This window comes from Trinickia camelliae (assembly GCF_053525655.1).
Map to the genome: position 1 here is coordinate 1 of NZ_JBCHAA010000028.1, position 18,278 is coordinate 18,278.

14 protein-coding genes are annotated in these 18,278 nt (G+C 61.9%); 4 read left to right on the forward strand and 10 right to left on the reverse strand.

The genetic code is table 11. From position 1 onward, the window contains the following. Positions 1-2,654 (reverse strand): ESPR-type extended signal peptide-containing protein (locus AAHK20_RS31585; RefSeq protein ID WP_449185445.1); only part of this gene is annotated, 2,654 nt, incomplete at its 3' end. Positions 2,655-3,237: 583 nt separating this feature from the next. Here AAHK20_RS31585 and AAHK20_RS31590 point away from each other — a divergent pair. Further along, positions 3,238-4,203 carry a hypothetical protein gene (locus AAHK20_RS31590; RefSeq protein ID WP_449185446.1) on the forward strand — a complete coding sequence of 322 codons (966 nt, stop codon included), beginning with the start codon at positions 3,238-3,240 and terminating at the stop codon, positions 4,201-4,203. A gap of 101 nt (positions 4,204-4,304) precedes the next feature. Here the strand turns inward: AAHK20_RS31590 and AAHK20_RS31595 are convergent, their stop codons facing one another. Genes AAHK20_RS31595 through AAHK20_RS31620 form a run of 6 tightly spaced genes read right to left on the reverse strand, consistent with a single transcriptional unit; the run spans position 4,305 to position 10,776 of the window. Next, positions 4,305-6,179, reverse strand: a complete 1,875-nt coding sequence (locus tag AAHK20_RS31595; protein ID WP_449185447.1) for a tetratricopeptide repeat protein — start codon at positions 6,177-6,179, stop codon at positions 4,305-4,307. A 27-nt stretch (positions 6,180-6,206) separates the two neighbouring features. After that, positions 6,207-7,355: a DUF2827 domain-containing protein gene (locus AAHK20_RS31600; RefSeq protein ID WP_449185448.1), complete on the reverse strand. Its 1,149-nt coding sequence runs from the start codon at positions 7,353-7,355 to the stop codon at positions 6,207-6,209. Beyond that, positions 7,352-7,813 carry a DUF4019 domain-containing protein gene (locus AAHK20_RS31605; protein ID WP_449185481.1) on the reverse strand — a complete coding sequence of 154 codons (462 nt, stop codon included), beginning with the start codon at positions 7,811-7,813 and terminating at the stop codon, positions 7,352-7,354. The genes AAHK20_RS31600 and AAHK20_RS31605 overlap by 4 nt, the downstream gene beginning before the upstream one ends. Before the next feature lie 35 nt (positions 7,814-7,848). Then, positions 7,849-8,469 (reverse strand): hypothetical protein, encoded by a 621-nt coding sequence (locus AAHK20_RS31610; protein WP_449185449.1) that lies wholly within the window; start codon positions 8,467-8,469, stop codon positions 7,849-7,851. Between the two features lies 1 nt (position 8,470). Further along, positions 8,471-9,625, reverse strand: coding sequence for a DUF2827 domain-containing protein (locus AAHK20_RS31615; RefSeq protein WP_449185450.1), 1,155 nt, complete (start codon positions 9,623-9,625; stop codon positions 8,471-8,473). Continuing rightward, on the reverse strand, positions 9,622-10,776 hold the full coding sequence (locus AAHK20_RS31620; RefSeq protein WP_449185451.1) for a DUF2827 domain-containing protein: 1,155 nt from the start codon (positions 10,774-10,776) through the stop codon (positions 9,622-9,624). The genes AAHK20_RS31615 and AAHK20_RS31620 overlap by 4 nt, the downstream gene beginning before the upstream one ends. Before the next feature lie 615 nt (positions 10,777-11,391). Here AAHK20_RS31620 and AAHK20_RS31625 point away from each other — a divergent pair. From AAHK20_RS31625 to AAHK20_RS31635, 3 genes are all read left to right on the forward strand, one after another. Continuing rightward, on the forward strand, positions 11,392-12,129 hold the full coding sequence (locus AAHK20_RS31625) for a response regulator transcription factor (protein ID WP_449185452.1): 738 nt from the start codon (positions 11,392-11,394) through the stop codon (positions 12,127-12,129). Positions 12,130-12,244: 115 nt separating this feature from the next. After that, the gene (locus AAHK20_RS31630) at positions 12,245-14,542 is read left to right on the forward strand and encodes a CHASE2 domain-containing protein (protein WP_449185453.1); all 2,298 of its coding nucleotides are present in this window, start codon (positions 12,245-12,247) and stop codon (positions 14,540-14,542) included. 277 nt (positions 14,543-14,819) lie between these two features. Next, a complete protein-coding gene (locus AAHK20_RS31635) occupies positions 14,820-15,842 on the forward strand; it encodes an EAL domain-containing protein (protein ID WP_449185454.1) in 1,023 nt (340 codons plus the stop codon). Positions 15,843-15,858: 16 nt separating this feature from the next. Here the strand turns inward: AAHK20_RS31635 and AAHK20_RS31640 are convergent, their stop codons facing one another. The 3 genes from AAHK20_RS31640 to AAHK20_RS31650 form a co-directional block, all read right to left on the reverse strand. Then, positions 15,859-16,188 (reverse strand): hypothetical protein, encoded by a 330-nt coding sequence (locus AAHK20_RS31640; RefSeq protein WP_449185455.1) that lies wholly within the window; start codon positions 16,186-16,188, stop codon positions 15,859-15,861. A 213-nt stretch (positions 16,189-16,401) separates the two neighbouring features. Further along, entirely contained in the window at positions 16,402-16,722 is a 321-nt protein-coding gene (locus AAHK20_RS31645) for a hypothetical protein (protein ID WP_449185456.1), read from the reverse strand. A gap of 130 nt (positions 16,723-16,852) precedes the next feature. Beyond that, positions 16,853-18,274 (reverse strand): TolC family protein, encoded by a 1,422-nt coding sequence (locus AAHK20_RS31650; protein WP_449185457.1) that lies wholly within the window; start codon positions 18,272-18,274, stop codon positions 16,853-16,855. Between the last annotated feature and the right edge of the window lie 4 nt (positions 18,275-18,278).

Below are 18,278 nucleotides of genomic sequence, written 5' to 3' on the forward strand. Positions count from 1 at the left end.
AGACTCGCGATGCTGCTGTCGGCCGTGCTCAAGCCCGTCGACAACGAGCTGATGCCGGTCGAAGTCGAGGTCGACAGGCTGACGACGCTGGTCGACAGCGAGCTGGCCGTTGTCGATGTCGACGTGGACAGACTCGCCACGCTACTGTCGGTCGTGCTCAAACTCGTCGACGTCGAGCTCGACAAACTCGTTAAGCTGCTTTCGGCGGTGCTCAATGCCGTCGACAACGAGCTTGTGCCACCGGACAGCGAGCTGATGCTGGTCGAGGTCGACGTCGACAAGCTCGTCAACTGACTGCCTACCGTCGTCACCGCTTCGTTCGTCGCGTAAAGCTCGCTGCCGTTGACCGCATCCGTGCTCGTCGCCGTCACCTGGCCCGCCGCCACGTTCGTGATCGTGCGCTCCGCGCCCGCCGAACCCACGCTCACCGTCGAACTCGGCGACGTGCCCGCCACCGAATACGTCGTGCCGTCCACCGTCACACTCGAGGTCGCCACCGCCGCGGCCGTCGTCGAGCCCGAGCCCAGCGCCACGTCGCCCGCGTTGTTCGCCACCGCCCCCGAACCGAGCGCCACCGCGTTCGTCGCCGCCGCGCTCGCCGTGTCCCCCAGCGCCACGCCCCCGGCAGCCACCGCGCTGCTCGCATTGCCCAGCGCCACCGCACCCTGGCCGCTCGCCGTGTTCGCGTTGCCCACCGCTATCGCACCCTGGCCACTGGCGGTATTGTTCGCCCCCAATGCGACCGCGCCGGTGCCCGTCGCGCTGTTCGGGTCGCCGATCGCCACCGCACCGTCTCCGCTCGCCGTGTTCGCCACGCCGATCGACACCGCCTGACCGCCCGTCGCCGTCGCGCTCTCACCGATCGCGATCGCGCCGCTCGAATCGGCCAGCGCGCCTGTGCCTTGGGCGATCGAATAGGCACCCGATGCTGTTGCAGTCTGCCCGATAGCAATGGTGTCGACCGCCTCGGCCGCTGCCTTGGCGCCTTGCGCGATCGAATCGTTACCCGCCGCCGCTGCGCTCGTTCCTATCGCCACACTGTCCGTGCCGGCCGCGGTGCTGTCCGCGCCGGTCGAATTCACATGGAAGTACTGGATACCCTCGCTGTTGATGTCGTTCAGCGCCGCACCCACACTGCTGGCGGTCGTGGTCGTGCCATTGGCGTTGTACATCGTGTAGGACGGTGCGCTGATTGTCCCTGTCGACGGACTGTAAGTTGTGCCGCCGCCCAGCGCCGCAGCCGTGGTAGAGCCGAGACGGCTCAAATTGGACTGCACAGTGCTGACACCCGTGGACAACGAGCCGATACCCGTCGACGTCGACGTCGATAGCGACGCCACTTTGCTGTTGGTCGTGCTCAAACCCGTCGACAGCGAACTGATCCCTGTCGAAGCCGAGGTCGACAGACTGCTAACGCTAGTCGACAAAGAACTCGCCGTAGTAGACGTCGAACTCGACAAACTCGATACGCTGCTGTTGGTCGTGCTCAAACCTGTCGACAACGAGCTGATCCCTGTCGAAGCCGAGGTCGACAGACTGCTTACGCCAGTCGATAAGGAACTCGCCGTAGTAGACGTCGAACTCGACAAACTCGACACGCTGCTGTTGGTCGTGCTCAAACCCGTCGACAACGAGCTGATGCTGGTCGAGGTCGACGTCGACAAGCTCGTCAACTGACTGCCCACCGTCGTCACCGCCTCGTTCGTCGCGTACAGCTCGCTGCCGTTGACCGCATCCGTGCTCGTCGCCGTCACCTGCCCCGCCGCCACGTTCGTGATCGTGCGCTCCGCGCCCGCCGAACCCACGCTCACCGTCGAACTCGGCGACGTGCCCGCCACCGAATACGTCGTGCCGTCGACCGTCACACTCGAGGTCGCCACCGCTGCGGCCGTCGTCGAGCCCGAGCCCAGCGCCACGCTATTGGCATAGCCGGCCGTGCTGCCCTGTCCCAAGGCAACCGCACTGCTGGCCGTGGCATTCGCGGCCTGCCCGACGGCCACGCTCGCGCTCGCCCCCGAATTCGACTGAACGCCGATCGCCACACTCCCCGTGCCCGAGGCATTCGTTTGTCCGCCGATCGCGATGGAATCCTGTCCCGAGGCGGTAGCGCCCGACGTGACGTCCGCGCCCAAAGCCGTCGCCCCCTCGCCCGAGGCAAGGACATAAGCCGTCCCTGTGACGCTTTGTCCGCCGAGCGCTGTGGCATAGCTGCCGCTGGCGTTCGCTCCGCTGCCGACAGCTGTCGCGAAGGATTGCGTAGCTTTCGAGCCTTGACCGAATGCTGAAGCCGCCGTCGCAGTCGCCTGGGCCGAGGTGCCGAACGCCACGGATTGCAAGCCGCTTGCCAGCGTTTCCTCGCCTGCAGTCGAAACAAAAGCGCCAATGGCAATCGCGCCCGTGTTCGACGCCGTAGGACCATATGCAGACGCGTTGGCACCCGACCCGATGGCAATGGCAGTATCGCTGGTCGCGCTCGCGCCGCCCTGAGCGTACTGTGCGTGCGCCGTGTGAACGACGGCACTCGTCAGCATCACGGCGACTGCGATCTTCGTCAGCGCCGACTTGCTCGGCTTGCCCCGGGCGCATGCGAGCTCGGACACGGCGACCCAGCTTCCGAGCGCTTCATTCCATACGGATCTATAGGCTTTATTCATTTTATTTACCGACGCGCGCATCAGTCCTCGATGTTTATTGCGCGAAGAGTAATCGCTTACAGCCTTAAATTCTGAAAATAATTGCAAAACAATTTAATTTTACAATTATTAATAACGTTAATTCTCACGAAAATGTCAGCAGTTTCCCGCTTCGGGTAACGGACAAATTTATGATCGTTAAAACGCATCCGAGACAATGCCATCGCGATGAAACATCGCATGCCGCTTTATACGCATATCTGGAATGACACGCAGCCGACCACATCCGCTCCAATACCGGCAATTAAAGTAATCTGAATGAGTGGTGCAGCCGCTTCGCGGCTCCCTTATCCCTAGTGGCTCTAATGGCAACGGAAGCGCGGGAAGGCGCCCGCCGGATGCCTGAGGAATTCTGAATGGTGCGTCGCTCTTGAGTCATCCAATTGAAAATTCATGCTCAAAAACGCCTTGAATGCTTATACTTGATCCCGACGCGCTATCGCACTCGATTTACAACGTGCATACTCCAATGCATCTCCTGAAATCTCCATAGCTTATCGACATCGATGCGCTGGTCATCGCACGTTGATCGCAAAACCACTCTTTGACAATTCTAAAGTCCGGGTGGTTCGCTCATTGGGTTAATTCAGCATTTCCGGAAAACTTTATTCGTCATATCTTTAATAAATATTTTTCGTACACCTTAAACATGCTCGATACAGCTGCACTCCGAAATTTCTTTCCGGTGATCGTGACGCCCAGTCACGACGGCAAGTACTTCCACCACTACGTGACTTCCCTGCTCGGTCTTTCTACGGCAGCCAACCATCTGGGCATGCGCCTCGACGTCATGTTGCATTCGGGCGAAAGCCTGATCACCCGGGCACGCAACAACTGCGTCGCGGCATTTCTGGCCAATCGCCACTGGACGCATTTGTTCTGGATCGATTCCGACATCGGGTTTTCGCCTGAAGCCGCCTTCCGGCTGTTTCTTTCGGACTACGACGTGGCCGCTGGCGTCTATCCGCTCAAGCGTGAGAACTGGCCCGCGGAAGGTGTGCCGCAAGGCATGACCCAGGCCCAATTCGAGAGCGCGTATACGCGCTACACGGTCAACGCCGAAACGCCGGCGGAGAACGGAGACATCGAACTGCACATACAGCCCGACGGCTTCCTGCGCATGAATGAGGCGCCCACCGGCTTCATGCTGATCAAGCGTCGCGTCTTCGAACGGCTCATGGCGGCTTACCCGGACCTGCAATACGTGCCCGACGGCGTCGGCGACATCGATCAAGGTCTGCACTATCGATTCTTCGAGGCGGTGGTCGACCCTCGAACGCGCCGCTACCTGTCCGAAGACTACGGTTTTTGCCGTCTATGGCAAGCATTGGGCGAATCGATCTACATCGATGCCAACTCCAACCTCAGCCACCAGGGAACCAAGAGTTTTCGGGGCGAGTTCGCGTCTTCATTGCTCGCAGCTTTGCCATTCGCGGTCGGCGGTCCGGCAGGCACTCGCATGGTGCTGACGGGTACCCAATACCTTCGCCCCAATGCGCCGCCCGTCTGATACCGCAGTTCGAAGCCACTCCAGCGGCGCATACCGGCCCGCTTCGCGTCTGCCCGCAGTGCGGGCGAGAGCCGCATCGCCGATGTTTCGCTGCTTTCGTTTCACCCCGCCTCGCCGTCGGCCATGTTTTGCGGTAGCCGGTCCGGCCGCGCGCCCGCGGATTCGCGAGCGCCCTGCTCGAGGCGGCGCGACGCGAACTCGGCAAGATCTTTGCTGACTTGCTGCAATACCCCGGACCAGTCGCGGTGGCGTTGCTGCCGATACAGCGTGACCGAGCGATACCAGGGACTGTCGCGGCGCTCGAGCAGCCACACCCAGTGCGGATTCACATCCAGCAGCAGCCACGTGCGCACGCCCAGCGCGCCGCAGAGATGCGCCATCGACGTACAGACCGTCACGACAAGATCGAGATTGCACACGAGCGCGGCCGTTTCCTCGAACGTATGCAGCTCGGGCGTGCAATCGATCGCGGACAAGCCGTGCGCATGCATGCCGGCGACTTCCTCGCCCCCGTCGATCTGGAGGCTATGGAACGCGATATCGTCCAGTTCGCCGAACGCCCGCGCATAGAGAAGAGGATCGATGGAGCGCAGCGGGTTGCGCTGGTGCCAGCGACTGCCGCTCCAGACCAGGCCAACCCGCAGCTTACCGTCGCGTCCCAGGCGATTGCGCCAGCGCACCAGCTTGGCCGAGTTGGCCTTGAGATAGCCGTGGGCGGCCGGCAGCTGGCCCACGGTCGTCCCCAATGCCAAAGGCAAGCTGCCGAGCGGGATCTGATAGTCGAAGGCGGGACACGCAGCCGTATCGTGCGGCACGATCGTGATCTCACACCCTGCCAGGCTGCGCTGGAGGAGCGGAAACAAGGCCGCGAAGCAGCAGTAAACCAGGCGACCGCCGGCATGCGAGACCCGCTCCGCGATCTGCGGCACAAAGCGCGCAAACTGGATGGCGTCGCCGAAGCCCTGCTCACCCCACACGAGCAGCGTCTTGCCAGCGAGGTTTTCGCCGCGCCAGCGCGTCTCCGTCCAAAACGACGACTTTCCGCGTAGCTCCTTGGCCCCCTCCCATCTGGCCTCGTGATTGAGGAAGCCGTTCTCGTAGTCGCCGTGAACCAATTGCAACATCGCCACCGACCATTGCACTGCGGCATCCCCCGAAGCGTACCGCGCCGCTTGCGTAATGACGGCGAGAGCCTCGCCCCAGCGTTGCAGTTCCTTCAGCGCGTTGCTGCGCGCAAGCAGCGCCGGGCCATAAGTCGGCGCCAGCGTGCAAGCCCGTTCGGCGGCAAGCAGTGCGCGCTCCGGTTCAAGCAGCGCAACCCAGGTGTTGGCGAGATTGGTCCATGCCAGATGGTTGTTCGGCGCGAGACGAATGGCCTCCTTTGAAAGCCTGAGCGCAGCGCGACAATCGCCGGTCTGGAAAAAGAGGGCGGCCAGATTGCTGTGCAGCAGTGGATACTCGGAATCGAGCGCGGCAGTGCGGTGGTAGGCTTCGAACGCTTCAGGCCACGCGCCCGCCTTCTGATACGCGAGCGCCAACAGGAACCAGTATCGCGGAGCATCGGGATTGCCGTTGCAAAGCGCCTTCGCGACACGCACGGCCGCGTCGAAACGTTTGAAGCTCTGTAAAAGTTCGATCCATTCGTCCAGCCCGCCGGTCGCGTCCGGGGCAGCGCGATGCGCCCGTTCATACCAGTCGAGCGCGGCTTCCGGCCGCCCACCAGCCAGGGCAATCCGCGCCATCTCGACCAGCGCCGCTGCAAAGGCTGGCGCGCTTGCCAGCGCGCGATCGAGCGCAACTGCGGCTTCGTCGTGGCGGCCCAGCAGGCGCAGCAGTTGGGCGTCGCACGTCAGCGCGCCCGCGTCATCCGGAGACGACGTGCGCCACTCGCGGATCTCGTGGGACGCCTCGATCAGCTCGCCTCGTTGCAGCCGCTTTTGTATCCGCGCGAAAGGCGCTTCCGGAACGTGGTTCATTGCGGGCACTCGTTCGGACATCTCACCTCAAGGCGCCGCCAGGCGGATGGGCCGGCGCATCACATCGTTCAGCAGCGCGCTGTAGGTGGCCACGAGTTGCGCGTTGCCGGGAAGGTAACGCGCGATCAGCGTGCGCTGCCGCTCGCGATACCAGGCCGCGTGCGCATCGTGCGTGGCAATGACCTCGATCACTTGCCGCGCCCCCTCATGCGCGTCGTTTTCCCGATAGTAGTATCCGAGATCGGCGCACAGCGACCCATTGTGCACGAGCGGATAGCCCTGCCAGCACGCCTCGAGGTAAAAGTAGTTCAACGGATTTTCCAGCTGGTGAGAGATCACAATGTCAGCGTGTTCCGCAAGGAACACAGGCGTTTCGTGACGGCCGAGAAACACGGCTTTGTGTTCGCGCACGATATCGAACTGGTTCATCAGCGCGATGAAATCGAGGTTTTCCCGCGCGAGCCGCTCGGCATTCGTCACCTGCAGCAGCGCGATGTCGTCGGGCCGTTCGCGGTAGGCGAGTTCGGCGATCAGGGCCGGATACAGACAGAACTTCGTGACGTTGATGTTCGGCTCCATCACCGCGAGACGCTTTGCGCCACCCTGAGCGCGGTTCGGGCGGTATTCGCCGCCGTTCGGCAGCGCCTTGGCGCGCGCCTGCAGCAGCTCCGGGCTCCATACGAACGGCACGACACGTCCCGCTTGGCGCCGCAAGATCTCGAAATACGACTGACTGATGTTCGCTACCTGCGGAATAATCCAGATGTCGTCGAAGCACCGGTTGACGAACAGGTTGCCACCCCACAGCGGCTTGCCGAACAGCACCCCCTCCATCGCGTGAACGTACTCGAACCCGCAGCAGTACGAAACGACCCGCACGCCGCGTTGCTTCAGATACATCGTCTGTGCCTGATCAATTTGGCCGCCGAGTTCGATCAATAAGTCGACCGCATCCTTTGCGGCTTCGAAAGTCGTGGTCGGCCAGCGAACGAGGTCCCACGGCAGCGCGGACGTGATCGGAACGGCGGTCGTGTTGACGATGACCGCGCTCTCGACCTCGGGACACTGCCGCAGTGCGTCCGCGAGGAACACGGCATTCTGCTTGATGCCGTTGTTCCATAGCGATTCCGCCTCGTGGTGCAGCCCGATCGTAATCCCGATGCGCAAGCCGCTCATGGTGTGGCGACCGTGCCCGCCTGCCCGATTTGACCTTGCGATCGGCGTGGCACGTACCCCGTCAGGTGCCACTGACCGTCGCTCTCCAGCCGGAAGCTCAGCAGCTCGTAGACGGTTCCACCATCGGCAAGCGTCGTCGAATAATCGACATTGGCATAGAGACCATCAGGCAAACCGACTGTGTTGGTGAAGCGAATCCGCACTATGGACGCCCACCCCCGCTTCGCGACCGCCCCAAGTGCCAACCGCGCGGCCGCCGTCTGCGTCATGAACTGCTCCTTCGGAATCTTCGCCTTCACGAAAGGCGCGGCGTCGCTCCAGACATCGCCGAAGTGGCCCACGTCGATCTGCTGGAGCACGTCGTCCGCATCGTGCAGCAGTTCGTCGGCCGAAGCGCCAGGGTCCGCTATCGCAAGCCCGGCCGTGCAGGCAAGTGCGCCCGCGACCGTCAGCTTCACAAACAAAAATTTCAAATTGAACTCCTTGCAGGACGTCACTTTGCGGGGGCCGGTTGTCCAGGCGCCGGCGGCTTCGACGAAAACTTCACATAGCGCCGGATCACGAGGCAGGCCGGCGGCGCATCGATAAGCGACACCGACGAACCCGGATCCTTTGCATCGGTATAGACGGTCATGTGACTCAGAAGCGGCGTGGCCCGGTAGCCGGCCAGTTCCCGGTCGGCTACGCTCTTGCATGCGAACGGCGCCACCGAAATCCGCTCCGCCGCCACCGAGCACGAGCCGTCGGCCTCGGGCACCGCGTTCACCGACATCGCCGCCGTGCCGTTCCCGTACTCGAGCCCGATCAATGAAAACACCGAACTGTTGCCCGAGCGTTTGCGGTCCCAATCGAGCAGCACGTCGTTGTTCGCGGTGCCCTGCACCCCGAGCGCCGAGAGCGCCTTGATTGCCGGCAGGCACTGCTTGACTCCGACATTGGTGGCAGCCAGTGCGAGCGCGTTGGGCAGCGCCGGCGGGGGATTCCCGGGCGCCAGCACGCTCTGCGCAGCGGCGCACTCGCACAAACCCAGCCATAACGCGGTTTGCGCGATGCAGCGAGCAAGCCCCACCAGAAATGGAAACTGCCTTATGGCGAAACGTCCCCGCTTTGTCATTTCAAGCCACCTGGTAGAGCGCATCTATTGCTTCGCTATAGATGCGGACGTTGGACTCGCTCTCAGGATCGAGCCCGCGCAGGAACGCACCCGCCGTAGCGCGATAGGCATCGAGATTGGCATCGTGCTCCGCGAATGCCCGCTCGAGTGCACGCGCGCCCTCTTCGCAATCGAAATCGCGATAGCGGTAGCCGCAATCGCCGATCAGGTGTGAGTTGTGGATCAGCGGATATCCGCCGTAGAGCGCTTCGTAGTAGACATAGTTCTGCGCGTTTTCCCAATGATGGCTGACGATCGCGTCTACGTCCGCGGCGACCACCTGGCAAAACGGAAAGCGCCCTTCGAATGAACTCAAGCCATGCCGCACGATCTCGAGGCTGCGCGCAAATGCGTCGAAGCTCACATGCTCCTTGAGATGGAACGTGTTGTACACCCACACGTGCTCGAGGATTTCCGGGTTGACGCGGTGCGCGGCCTCACAGCACAAGAGCGGCACGAAGCTCGTCTTCGCCATGCAGATGTTCGGCTCGAAAATGCCCGCGCGCCAGCGCCGATGCCCGGGACGATAGCCGAATGCGCGCCCTGCAGGCAGCCTCGCGGCTTCGCGTTCGAGCACGACCGGACTCCACAGATGCGGCACCACTCGCACCGGCGTGCGGAACGCGCTGCGAAAGTACGGCACGCAAGTCGCTTCGTATTCGGGCAGCGTCCATACCTCGTGATAAGGCGCCGCCGTGATCAAGAGACCGTGTGGCTTGTCGAAGATCATGCGCTCGATGTCGATCACGTAGTCGTTGCCCACGCGCATCGAGACGATCTTGCCGCCGCGGTCCCTGAACGCGATCGCCCACTCGCGATCGAGTTGCGCGCTCATCTCGATCATGACGTCAAGCTCCGACATCGCCGTATTCATGTCGATCAGCGGCACCGGCGAATCCGCAAGGAACTGCTTCGCGTCGTCGGGCTCCCCATTCCCGCCGCCGGCCACGAGGTACGCCTGGCCAACGCGCGGAGACCGGGCGAGCAGCATCACGAGAAACAAGCAGTTCTGGAAGATGCCGTTTTCCCAAAGCGATTGCTCGCCTTTTCTCACGAAAATCGAAACACCAATCCGCAGCTTACCGGCCGGCGCACCCGAAGAAATCTGAGCCGTCATGCGTCGCCCTTCATGTCAAGAAATCGCGGGCCTTCGCAGAGATGGCGCAGTCTGCCCGCGTACGCCTCGAGATTGCTTTCGCTGAATGGATTGACGGCGTCGAATACCCGCTTCGAGCGCATCCGGTAGTCGTCGAGCCGGTCATCGTGCTCGGCTGCCGCGCACAGCAGCTGCCGCGCGCCTTCGAGCGCGTCGAACCCCGGGTAGTAGTAGCCGGCATCGCGCAGCCAGGGCGAGTTGTGGATCAGCGGGTAATCGCCGTAAAGCGCGTCGAGATAACTGTAGTTTTGGTCGTTGCCCCATTGATGCGATACGACCGCGTCCGCATGCTGAACCATGAAACCAGCGACGTCGTGGCGACCGTGGAAAGTCGCCTTGTGCTGACGCACCAGGTCGAGCGAGTTGGCGAAATACAGCATCGTCGCGTGGTCCTTCATGTGCAGCGTATTGAGCACGTGAATGGCCTGCACACTGCCACCATCTGCGCGATAGGCCTCGTCGCAAATCAGCATTGGGATGCTCGACGCCTTGACCACCGAGATATTCGGCTCGAAGACCGCGACGCGCAATCCGGCGCGGATCCCGTCGGCCGTCGCGCGACGAACGCGATAGCCGTATTGGTAGCCATGCTCGGCCAGCTCCCGGGCGCGCCGATTCAGAAATTCGGCATGCCAAATATACGGCACTTCGTACACGGGGCAACGGTGCAGCGTCCGCATCATGGGGGCAAGCAGCGCATCCTTGGGGAGCAGCCAGACTTCGTCGCAGCGGTCCGGCCGCGCCGCGTGCGTCGGCTTGTTGAAGATGGCCGGCTCGGCGAGGCCGACGAACGGTTGTCCGCAACAGTAGAACACCACCTTCTTGCCGCGCGCGCGCATCAAGCCGAGCCATTGAGCGTCGAGCGCGCCGCCCATCTCGATGATGACGTCCACTTGGTCGGTCGCTTCCTGCAAGGTCATGATCCGCAGGTTCAATGCGGCCAGATCGACCTGCGCGGGCATCGCCCGCTGGTCACCCACGTCGATCAGAACAACCGATTGCACGAACGGCAAGCGCACGAACGCCTCGGCTAGAAAGATGACATTCTGGCCAAGGCCGTTTTGCCAGATGCTCTGGCCTTCATGCGTGACGACAGAAATTCCGATTCGCATATTTCACCGATTTACCACGCGCGCACCCCACGAAAATCGCGTGCCATATGTAGCGATTCGCTCACCGGTCAGATATTCGGACCCCAACCCGCTAAACAGCGAATCATGCAACACGCATTCATTTAGGCACGCGAAGTGTATGGCGCCCGCGCCGTCGACTTTCTGAACAATCGTGAATATTCCGAAAAAGAAAGTCAAAATCCTCAAGAAGTGTTAAAGGTGTTGAACCATGACGGATTCTTTCCATTCCTTTCAAAATGCGGCGCACTAGACCGCAAGCAGCTATAAACGCGCCCCTGTTCGCCGACAAAAAGTAAGACTTCAAGTGCAGTACTCAATCCAGCGATTCATCGCTATGCTTTCAATACTTCCCTTGTGCCGTAAGGCTCCGAGCACCATCCGAGCGTTTCCTCTAAAGCCGGAAACTTCTACCGGAAGTTCAAAAAAGTTGACATTTGATAGCTAGCAACGACGCCATCATTGCCGCAATACCGAAAGCTTTTCGGTATCGGGGAGTCGAATTCAATTCGACGCGAGCTTGAATAAGCACGAAGTACAAGAAACCAAAACCGGGGCCCGCGCAATCGAATCGATTGCAGCCATCAAACCGGCCGGATGAGTGAGAAGCGTATGGAGATCCTGTCATTAGAGGACGATCGCGTTCAGGCGGAACTGATCGTCACGTCGCTGCAGGCAGAAGGTTATAACGCGCGGTCGTTCAGTGAAGGTCGACAGGTGATCCGCCATCTAGAAACCGCGACAGCCGATTTGCTGATACTTGACTGGCAAGTTTCGGATATTTCCGGGCTCGAAGTGCTCGGATGGGTGCGGGAGCGCCTGGGGCGCGAGTTGCCCGTGCTGTTCTTGACCAACAAGACTCGTGAAGACGAGATCGTGACGGCGCTGAGCGCGGGCGCCGACGACTACATGGTCAAGCCCGTGCGCCGCCGGGAACTCGCTGCCCGAGTGGAAGCGCTGTTGCGGCGAGCTTATCCGTCCGTCAAGCGCAACGAGACTCGCATCGTCGCCGGGGCCTACGTCGTCGACTTGCTCAATCGTAGTGTGTTGCGCAACGACGTGCTGATGGATCTCACCCCGAAGGAATTCGAAATCGCGGCGCTGCTCTTCCGCAATCTCGGACGCATCATGCCGCGCGAGCAACTCGTCAAGATCATCTGGGGACGCGAACTCGACAAGATTTCCCGAAGTCTCGACACGCACATCTATCGTCTGCGCAACAAGCTGGGAATCGGTCCGGAGCATGGGGTACGGTTGCGCGCGGTCTATACGCACGGCTATCGCCTCGAGCGTGCAACCGACGACGAAGACGATTCGCTTTGCGATGTGCCATGACGTCGGCCGCTTTCGCTCGCCGTCGAACTACCGTTGGTAATTTGCCATGCCGAATGCGACAGCACGATCGCGCCGCCTGTGGCGAGGCTGGCTATTGTTTGCCGCGGTAACCGTCTTGTTGACAGCGTACCTCGCGTGGTCCAGCGCGTTCGACCGGCTCAACCTGATGTTTTACGATGCGTTCAGCGGCTACTATGCGCCAGCGGCCGATCCGGATCTCGTCATCGTCGCAATTGACGACGACAGCGTCGGAATGATCGGTCACTGGCCTTGGCGCCGGGCGCTGCAGGCCACCCTGCTCGACCGCATCACGCAGGATCGTCCCCGAGCCGTCGGCATCGATATCATTTATGGCGAGCCGGATGACAGTCACCCCAACGACGATCGCGTGTTGGCCGGCGCCATCGCACGCAACGGCCATGTCGTGCTGGCGACGGTGCCGAGCGACGACGTCAGCGGTTATGCGCCGGTCACGCACGGACCGGCCATGACTCAGTTCGCCTTCGGGCTCGGCCATATCAACGTCGAGCCCGATGTCGACGGGATCGTGCGGACAGCCACGATGTATGAAAACCAGCGCGGCAGAGTGTGGCCGCATCTCGCGATCGAACTGCTTCGCGCGGGCGGCGAGGACGACCTGGCTCCGACCCGCTACGACGCCCGCAATCAGACCTCCGGTTCCGGATCGCTCCGCGCCCCACAAAACGGGCCGTTTTATGTACCGCTGCCCGACCGACCGAACCGGATCAAGATCGTTTCCGCGGTCAGCGTGCTCGAAGGCGAAGTCAAGCCGGCGGAGCTCGCCGGAAAGTATGTGCTCGTGGGCGTAACCGCTACCGGTCTGGGCGCAATGCTCGCCACGCCCGGCGGCCCCGACGGCGAACTCACCGGCGTGGAGTACACCGCAGGCGTCTTGCAGGCCCTACGGGACCGGGCGCTGATTTCGCCGCTCGATACCAACATGCAGACGGCGACTTCGATCGTCCCGGTGCTGCTGATGTGCGTCATCCTGCTTGCCACGAGCCCGACCATCAGTCTCGTGACGCTGCCGGTGTTGATCTTCGCGACGCTGTGCGCGAGCGTCATGTCGCTCGCACACCTGCATCTGTTCTTCAAGCCCGGCGCATCTGTGATTGTCACGCTACTCGTGCTTCCGGCCTGGATCTGGCTACGCCATCAAACCGCGCTCGCCTATCTCGCGCGCGAATTCGACAGGATGCGGGGCGACGATGCGTTTCTCGCCGGCGGCAAACTCAATTCAGTGCCGCGCGGCGACGTGGTCGCGCGCCGCATCAACAGCCTGCAGTCGGCCGTGGCGCACATGCGCGGACAGCGGCAGTTCCTGGCAGACGGACTCGAGAACCTGCCTGCCGCGACGATCGTGCTATCGGCCGACGGCCTCGTACTGCTCGCCAACGGACACGCCGAGGCGCTCGCGCGCGTACGCGAAGCAAACGGCGACGAACCGCTGATCGGCAATCCATCCGCTACCGCCATTACGAAAATGACCGGCGACGCGCGGGCAATTGCCTTCGTGGCCGCGAAGCTACGTGATCAGCCGGCGCACGCGCCCGATGCCCCGCCGTCGCCCGAAGAGCTCGAAATCGAAACCGATGATGGAAAATTCCTGATCATCCGTTGCGGGCGCGTGAAGGCAAACGAAATATTCGGCCCCGCGTGGATCGTCCAATTCGAAGATGTGTCCGCCATCCGGCAAACTGCGATGCAGCGCGACCAGGCGCTGAACTTCCTGTCGCACGACCTGCGCGCTCCGATCTCCTCGATCCTGGCTCTGATCGAAATGGAACCATCGAAGACCTCGACCGCGGATCGGCAATTCGCATTCACACACATCCACCGTTATGCCATGCGCGCGCTGTCGCTCGCCGACGACTTCTTGCTCATTGCGAGAACGCAGAATCAGCCGATCGCGTATCAGCCGGTGGCGTTGCCCTTGGTTCTGCTGGACACCATCGAAGACGCCTGGGTCCTCTCGCAGGCACGCAATCAGACGCTGGACCTCGATATTCCCGAAGAAGCATGGGTTGTCGGCAACGCGACGCTGCTCAAACGCGCAGTCATGAACCTCGTCACCAACGCCATCAAATACTCCACGGCGGGCGACACGATAAAGGTCGCGCTGACCGAAGCAGGGCATACATGGACCCTATCCGTCACGGATCACGGCCACGGCATCGATCCCGAGGATCAACGGCGACTCTTCGCCGAATTTGTCCAGCTGAGCCCCGATCCGCGGATTGAAAGAGGCGCCGGCCTAGGTCTTGCGTTCGTCAAGACGGCCATCCAGAAACATGGCGGAACGGTGTTTGTCGACAGCGAGCTCGGGCGCGGCTCCACCTTCGGATTCACGCTCCCGAAAGCCGATCCTGAGGGCGTTTTGCCGGTCGATTGAGCAAGTGCCGGCAGGTGCGTCCGGGCGCAACTGTGACAAACGTTGACAGCGTGAATTCGCATACATGGCATTCTCATGAATAGGATTCCATATCGTCTTCGTGAGACACGCCGTGACCGCATCCGCCCTGCCTGGACCGACCCTGCTCTTGGTCGGTGAGCAAGACAAGACGTCTTCGTTGCGAGACATTGCCCGTTCCCTGGGATGCCGGGTGGAGTGTGTCGCTTCGGCCCGCGAGCTGCGTGCGACGCTGGAACGTCAAAGTGTCGACGCAGTCATGCTGGACCCGGATCTCGAGCATGGCCTCTGCTTCGAATGCCTGATACAGCTTAGCGAAGCGCATACGCTCGCGTCGATCTGGTTCCTCGTCGATCCGGGCTCGGTGCTGAGCAAGTCGGCCGTTGCGGTAGCGCAATCCTACGATCTGTTCGTCGCCGCGACGCTCGACGTACCGGTCACGGTGGAGGCAGTCGCCCGCGCCGTCGCGGATCTGTCTCAGGAGACCAGGCCGCAAACCTTGTCTTCAACGGCCCAGTCCGCCGCGGCGCTCGGCTACGCGCTGCTTCGCGACGCCGTGGACGGCGGCCGGATCGTGCCGTACTGCCAGCCGATCGTCGACGTGCATAACGGCGCGCTCGTCAGCCTCGAGATGCTCGCGCGCTGGCGACACGGCGCCGGATACATCGACCCCGCCCGCTTCATCCCCGCGATCACGCGCATGAATCTCGACGACCGGCTGATGCACAGCATGCTCAGCACGGCCCTCGCGGGCGTTGCGCGCCGCTACGTGGAAATCGGCGTCACGCTGTCGGTGAACCTGTCGGCTCGCGCTGTATTCGCACCGGATTTGCCCGACCGGCTGACCTACGCGATCGGCGATTGCCCGCCCTCATCGATCGTCATCGAAATCACCGAAACCGACGTCGTGTCCGACGCCGAGTTCGGCCTCTTCGTCGCGCGTGTCGCGATGCTGCGCTCGCTGGGCTTTCTCGTGTCGATTGACGACTTCGGACAAGGCCACGCGTCTCTCAAGCGCCTGGCAAGCCTCCCCGTCACGGAACTGAAGATCGACCAATTGCTGACACGGCAAGCCCGCGATCACGAGGACGCGCGTCAGATCGTTCATATTTGCGCCGACCTAGCGCGGCGCATGAAGCTTCACTGCGTGCTGGAAGGCGTCGAAACCGAAGACGACATGGCGCTTGCGCGCGCCGCGGGCGTCGATGCGGTGCAGGGCTATCTGATCGGACGTCCGCAGCCCATGGATCAACTCCAGCCACCGCTAATACGAGCGGAATGAAGCGCCGCAGTCATGTTCACGGATTCGCCGTGCCACGAGAAGGATGGTATCGCCGGCGGATTGAGCCGTTCACTCGATCGACGAATACCGGCCATGCCCTGCGAAGCGCCTCCGCCTGCAACGGCGTAAGGTCGGTGCTGCAGGCGCTATAGTAGAAATACCAGCCATCGGTCGCCTCGACGGTCCTGTCGTGGTCGATCCGCAGAGGCCCCACCTCCAGTACCAATAGGAATGTATTGACAAAGGCTGCCGCGATGTTTGATGCCATCGCGCACGTCATGGGCAGTTCGGACGGCACCACGGAACAGGTCCCCGGAACATCGCTGTCGTGTGTCGACTTATTCAATCACTTCTCCATAACCAAAAGCGAACCGCGAAGCGTTCCTGCCGGTAAGCCGACGCTGATTCTCCATACCTATAGTTATACGGATGCCGCGGAAATGAGGTGTCAACCTTTGTCACAGAGAAGCGTGGTCGGTGTACAGGCGATGCGACGCCCGCAAGAGCGTCGCATTCATGTCTAGCGTGCTGCTATGCCGGACAGTACTGCTTACGTGTCTTACAGAATGGACCCGGCGACGATCGGCTGAGTGGCACCGTTCTTGGCGAACGTGTTCGCCAGCGCTGTGACGTTCGACGGGCCAGTCAGTGCGCCGTAAGTCGCGCCATAGGCCGCACCGAGCACCGCGCCGGCACCCAGGCCGACCAACGCGCCGATCGGAGCCAGCAGACCGGTCGATTGACCACCGATTTGCGTACCGTCCCAAATGCCCATGATGCTACCCAGCCATGCGCCCTCCACCGCGCCTTCAGCGGTGGTCAGCAAACTGGCGGCCGCACCTGATACTTGCTCGATTTCCTGCAGGTTCAGTTCTTGCATTTGAATTTCCCTCCATCAGTTAATAAAAAGTACTGCAAACATAGCCCTGCCTTAGCAGTGCTAATTCTTAAAAATCGACATCGCTCATTGACTTCTGTATTGGTCCCGCACCGCCGCCGGCAACCGCTCGTTACTGAACCGACCAGAACCCCAACTGACCTAGGCTTTCCGCCAGCTTCAGGCGAGCTGACCGCCACATGGCGAACGAATGGACCTGTTCCTGCTGGGCATCCGCCGCCGCCGATTGTGCGTTGAGCAACTCGATGATGGTCCCGACTCCCGCCCGATAGCGACCTCGGGCCACGCGCAGCGACTCACCGGCGATTTTGACGAGCGTCTTCGTCTCGTTGAGACTGCCCGTCGCGCTAATCAGCGCCTGATAGCTGCTCCAGACCTCCTCGGCTACCTGCCGCTCGGCATCGGCCAAGTCAGCCTCCGCGGCCTTGGCCTGCGCCTGGGCATCTTCGATCCGATACCCGCGCGCGAATCCTTCGAACAGCGGAATGCTGATCTGTATTCCGATCACACGTTCCCGCAAGGACGTATTGGCCGTCTGTTGATCCACCGGGTTGTTGCGCGAAAGGCTTCCCGTCAGCGAAACCGTCGGGAGGCCTTGTTCCCGCGCCACGTCCACTTGGGATCGCGCGGCATCGAGACTTGCCCGCGCGGCTCGCAGTTTCGGGTGCTGCTGTTGGGCTTCGGTAATGAGCGAGTCGATGGCGTCGAGGAAATACGCATCTGCTGGCGGACTATCCTGGCTCGCCAGTGCAAGCGGAGTATCCGCATCGAACCCCATCATGATCGCGAGCTTCCCCTCCGCGGTCTTGAACTTGCCCTCCTCCGTCACGCGTGAAAGCACGGCTTTCGAATACGCGGTCTCCGCCTGCAACTCGTCGGCGAGCGTGCCGGCGCCCGCTTGATGCTTTGCCGAGGCGGCCTCCTGAACCTGTTGCGCCATGTCTTGCGCCAGGCGAGCCGCCTCGAGACTCGCCGCGGCGGTCGCGGCGTCGAGGTACGCCTGAGCGGCATCGGCGAAAGCGGTCTGCAGCGCGTCGTCGTAGTTTGCGTAGGCGGCGAGCATGAGTTGTTTCGCGTTCTTGAGCGTTGCACTGCGTTGGCCGAAATCGAAAAGCACCCAGTTCAGATCGAGACTTCCGTACTTCGCATTGCCCTGAGCCCTCTGCGTAATGCTGGGGAAACCGGAATAGTCGTAGGTCTGCGCCGTCTGATCGCGCTCCGCGCCCAAGGTGCCATTCACGGTCGGCAGGTAAGCCGCCTTGGCCACGCCGACCTGCGCGGTACGAGAACGCGCCATGGCGAACGCCTTTTGCGTAACCGGCGAATTGCACAGCGCACGCGTCACCGCGTCGACCATGGTCAGCGGCGCCGTTGGAAGACCGCCGGGACAGATCGCCGCCGGCCCGGGATAAGTCGGCAGCGATGCAAGATCGCCGCGTGTTCCAAAGACATCCAGCATGATCTGCGCCGAACCCGAGATGGGCCAAACGAGGCCAAGCAGAACAGCAAACAGGGCGAAGCAGATCGAGTCCATCCGG

Coding starts and splice junctions, on each gene's coding strand:
- AAHK20_RS31595 (WP_449185447.1), bottom strand. CDS start 6,179: ATGAACCACGTTCCGGAAGCGCCTTTCGCGCGGATACAAAAGCGGCTG.
- AAHK20_RS31600 (WP_449185448.1), bottom strand. CDS start 7,355: ATGAGCGGCTTGCGCATCGGGATTACGATCGGGCTGCACCACGAGGCG.
- AAHK20_RS31610 (WP_449185449.1), bottom strand. CDS start 8,469: ATGACAAAGCGGGGACGTTTCGCCATAAGGCAGTTTCCATTTCTGGTG.
- AAHK20_RS31615 (WP_449185450.1), bottom strand. CDS start 9,625: ATGACGGCTCAGATTTCTTCGGGTGCGCCGGCCGGTAAGCTGCGGATT.
- AAHK20_RS31620 (WP_449185451.1), bottom strand. CDS start 10,776: ATGCGAATCGGAATTTCTGTCGTCACGCATGAAGGCCAGAGCATCTGG.
- AAHK20_RS31625 (WP_449185452.1), top strand. CDS start 11,392: ATGAGTGAGAAGCGTATGGAGATCCTGTCATTAGAGGACGATCGCGTT.
- AAHK20_RS31635 (WP_449185454.1), top strand. CDS start 14,820: ATGCTGGACCCGGATCTCGAGCATGGCCTCTGCTTCGAATGCCTGATA.
- AAHK20_RS31645 (WP_449185456.1), bottom strand. CDS start 16,722: ATGCAAGAACTGAACCTGCAGGAAATCGAGCAAGTATCAGGTGCGGCC.
- AAHK20_RS31650 (WP_449185457.1), bottom strand. CDS start 18,274: ATGGACTCGATCTGCTTCGCCCTGTTTGCTGTTCTGCTTGGCCTCGTT.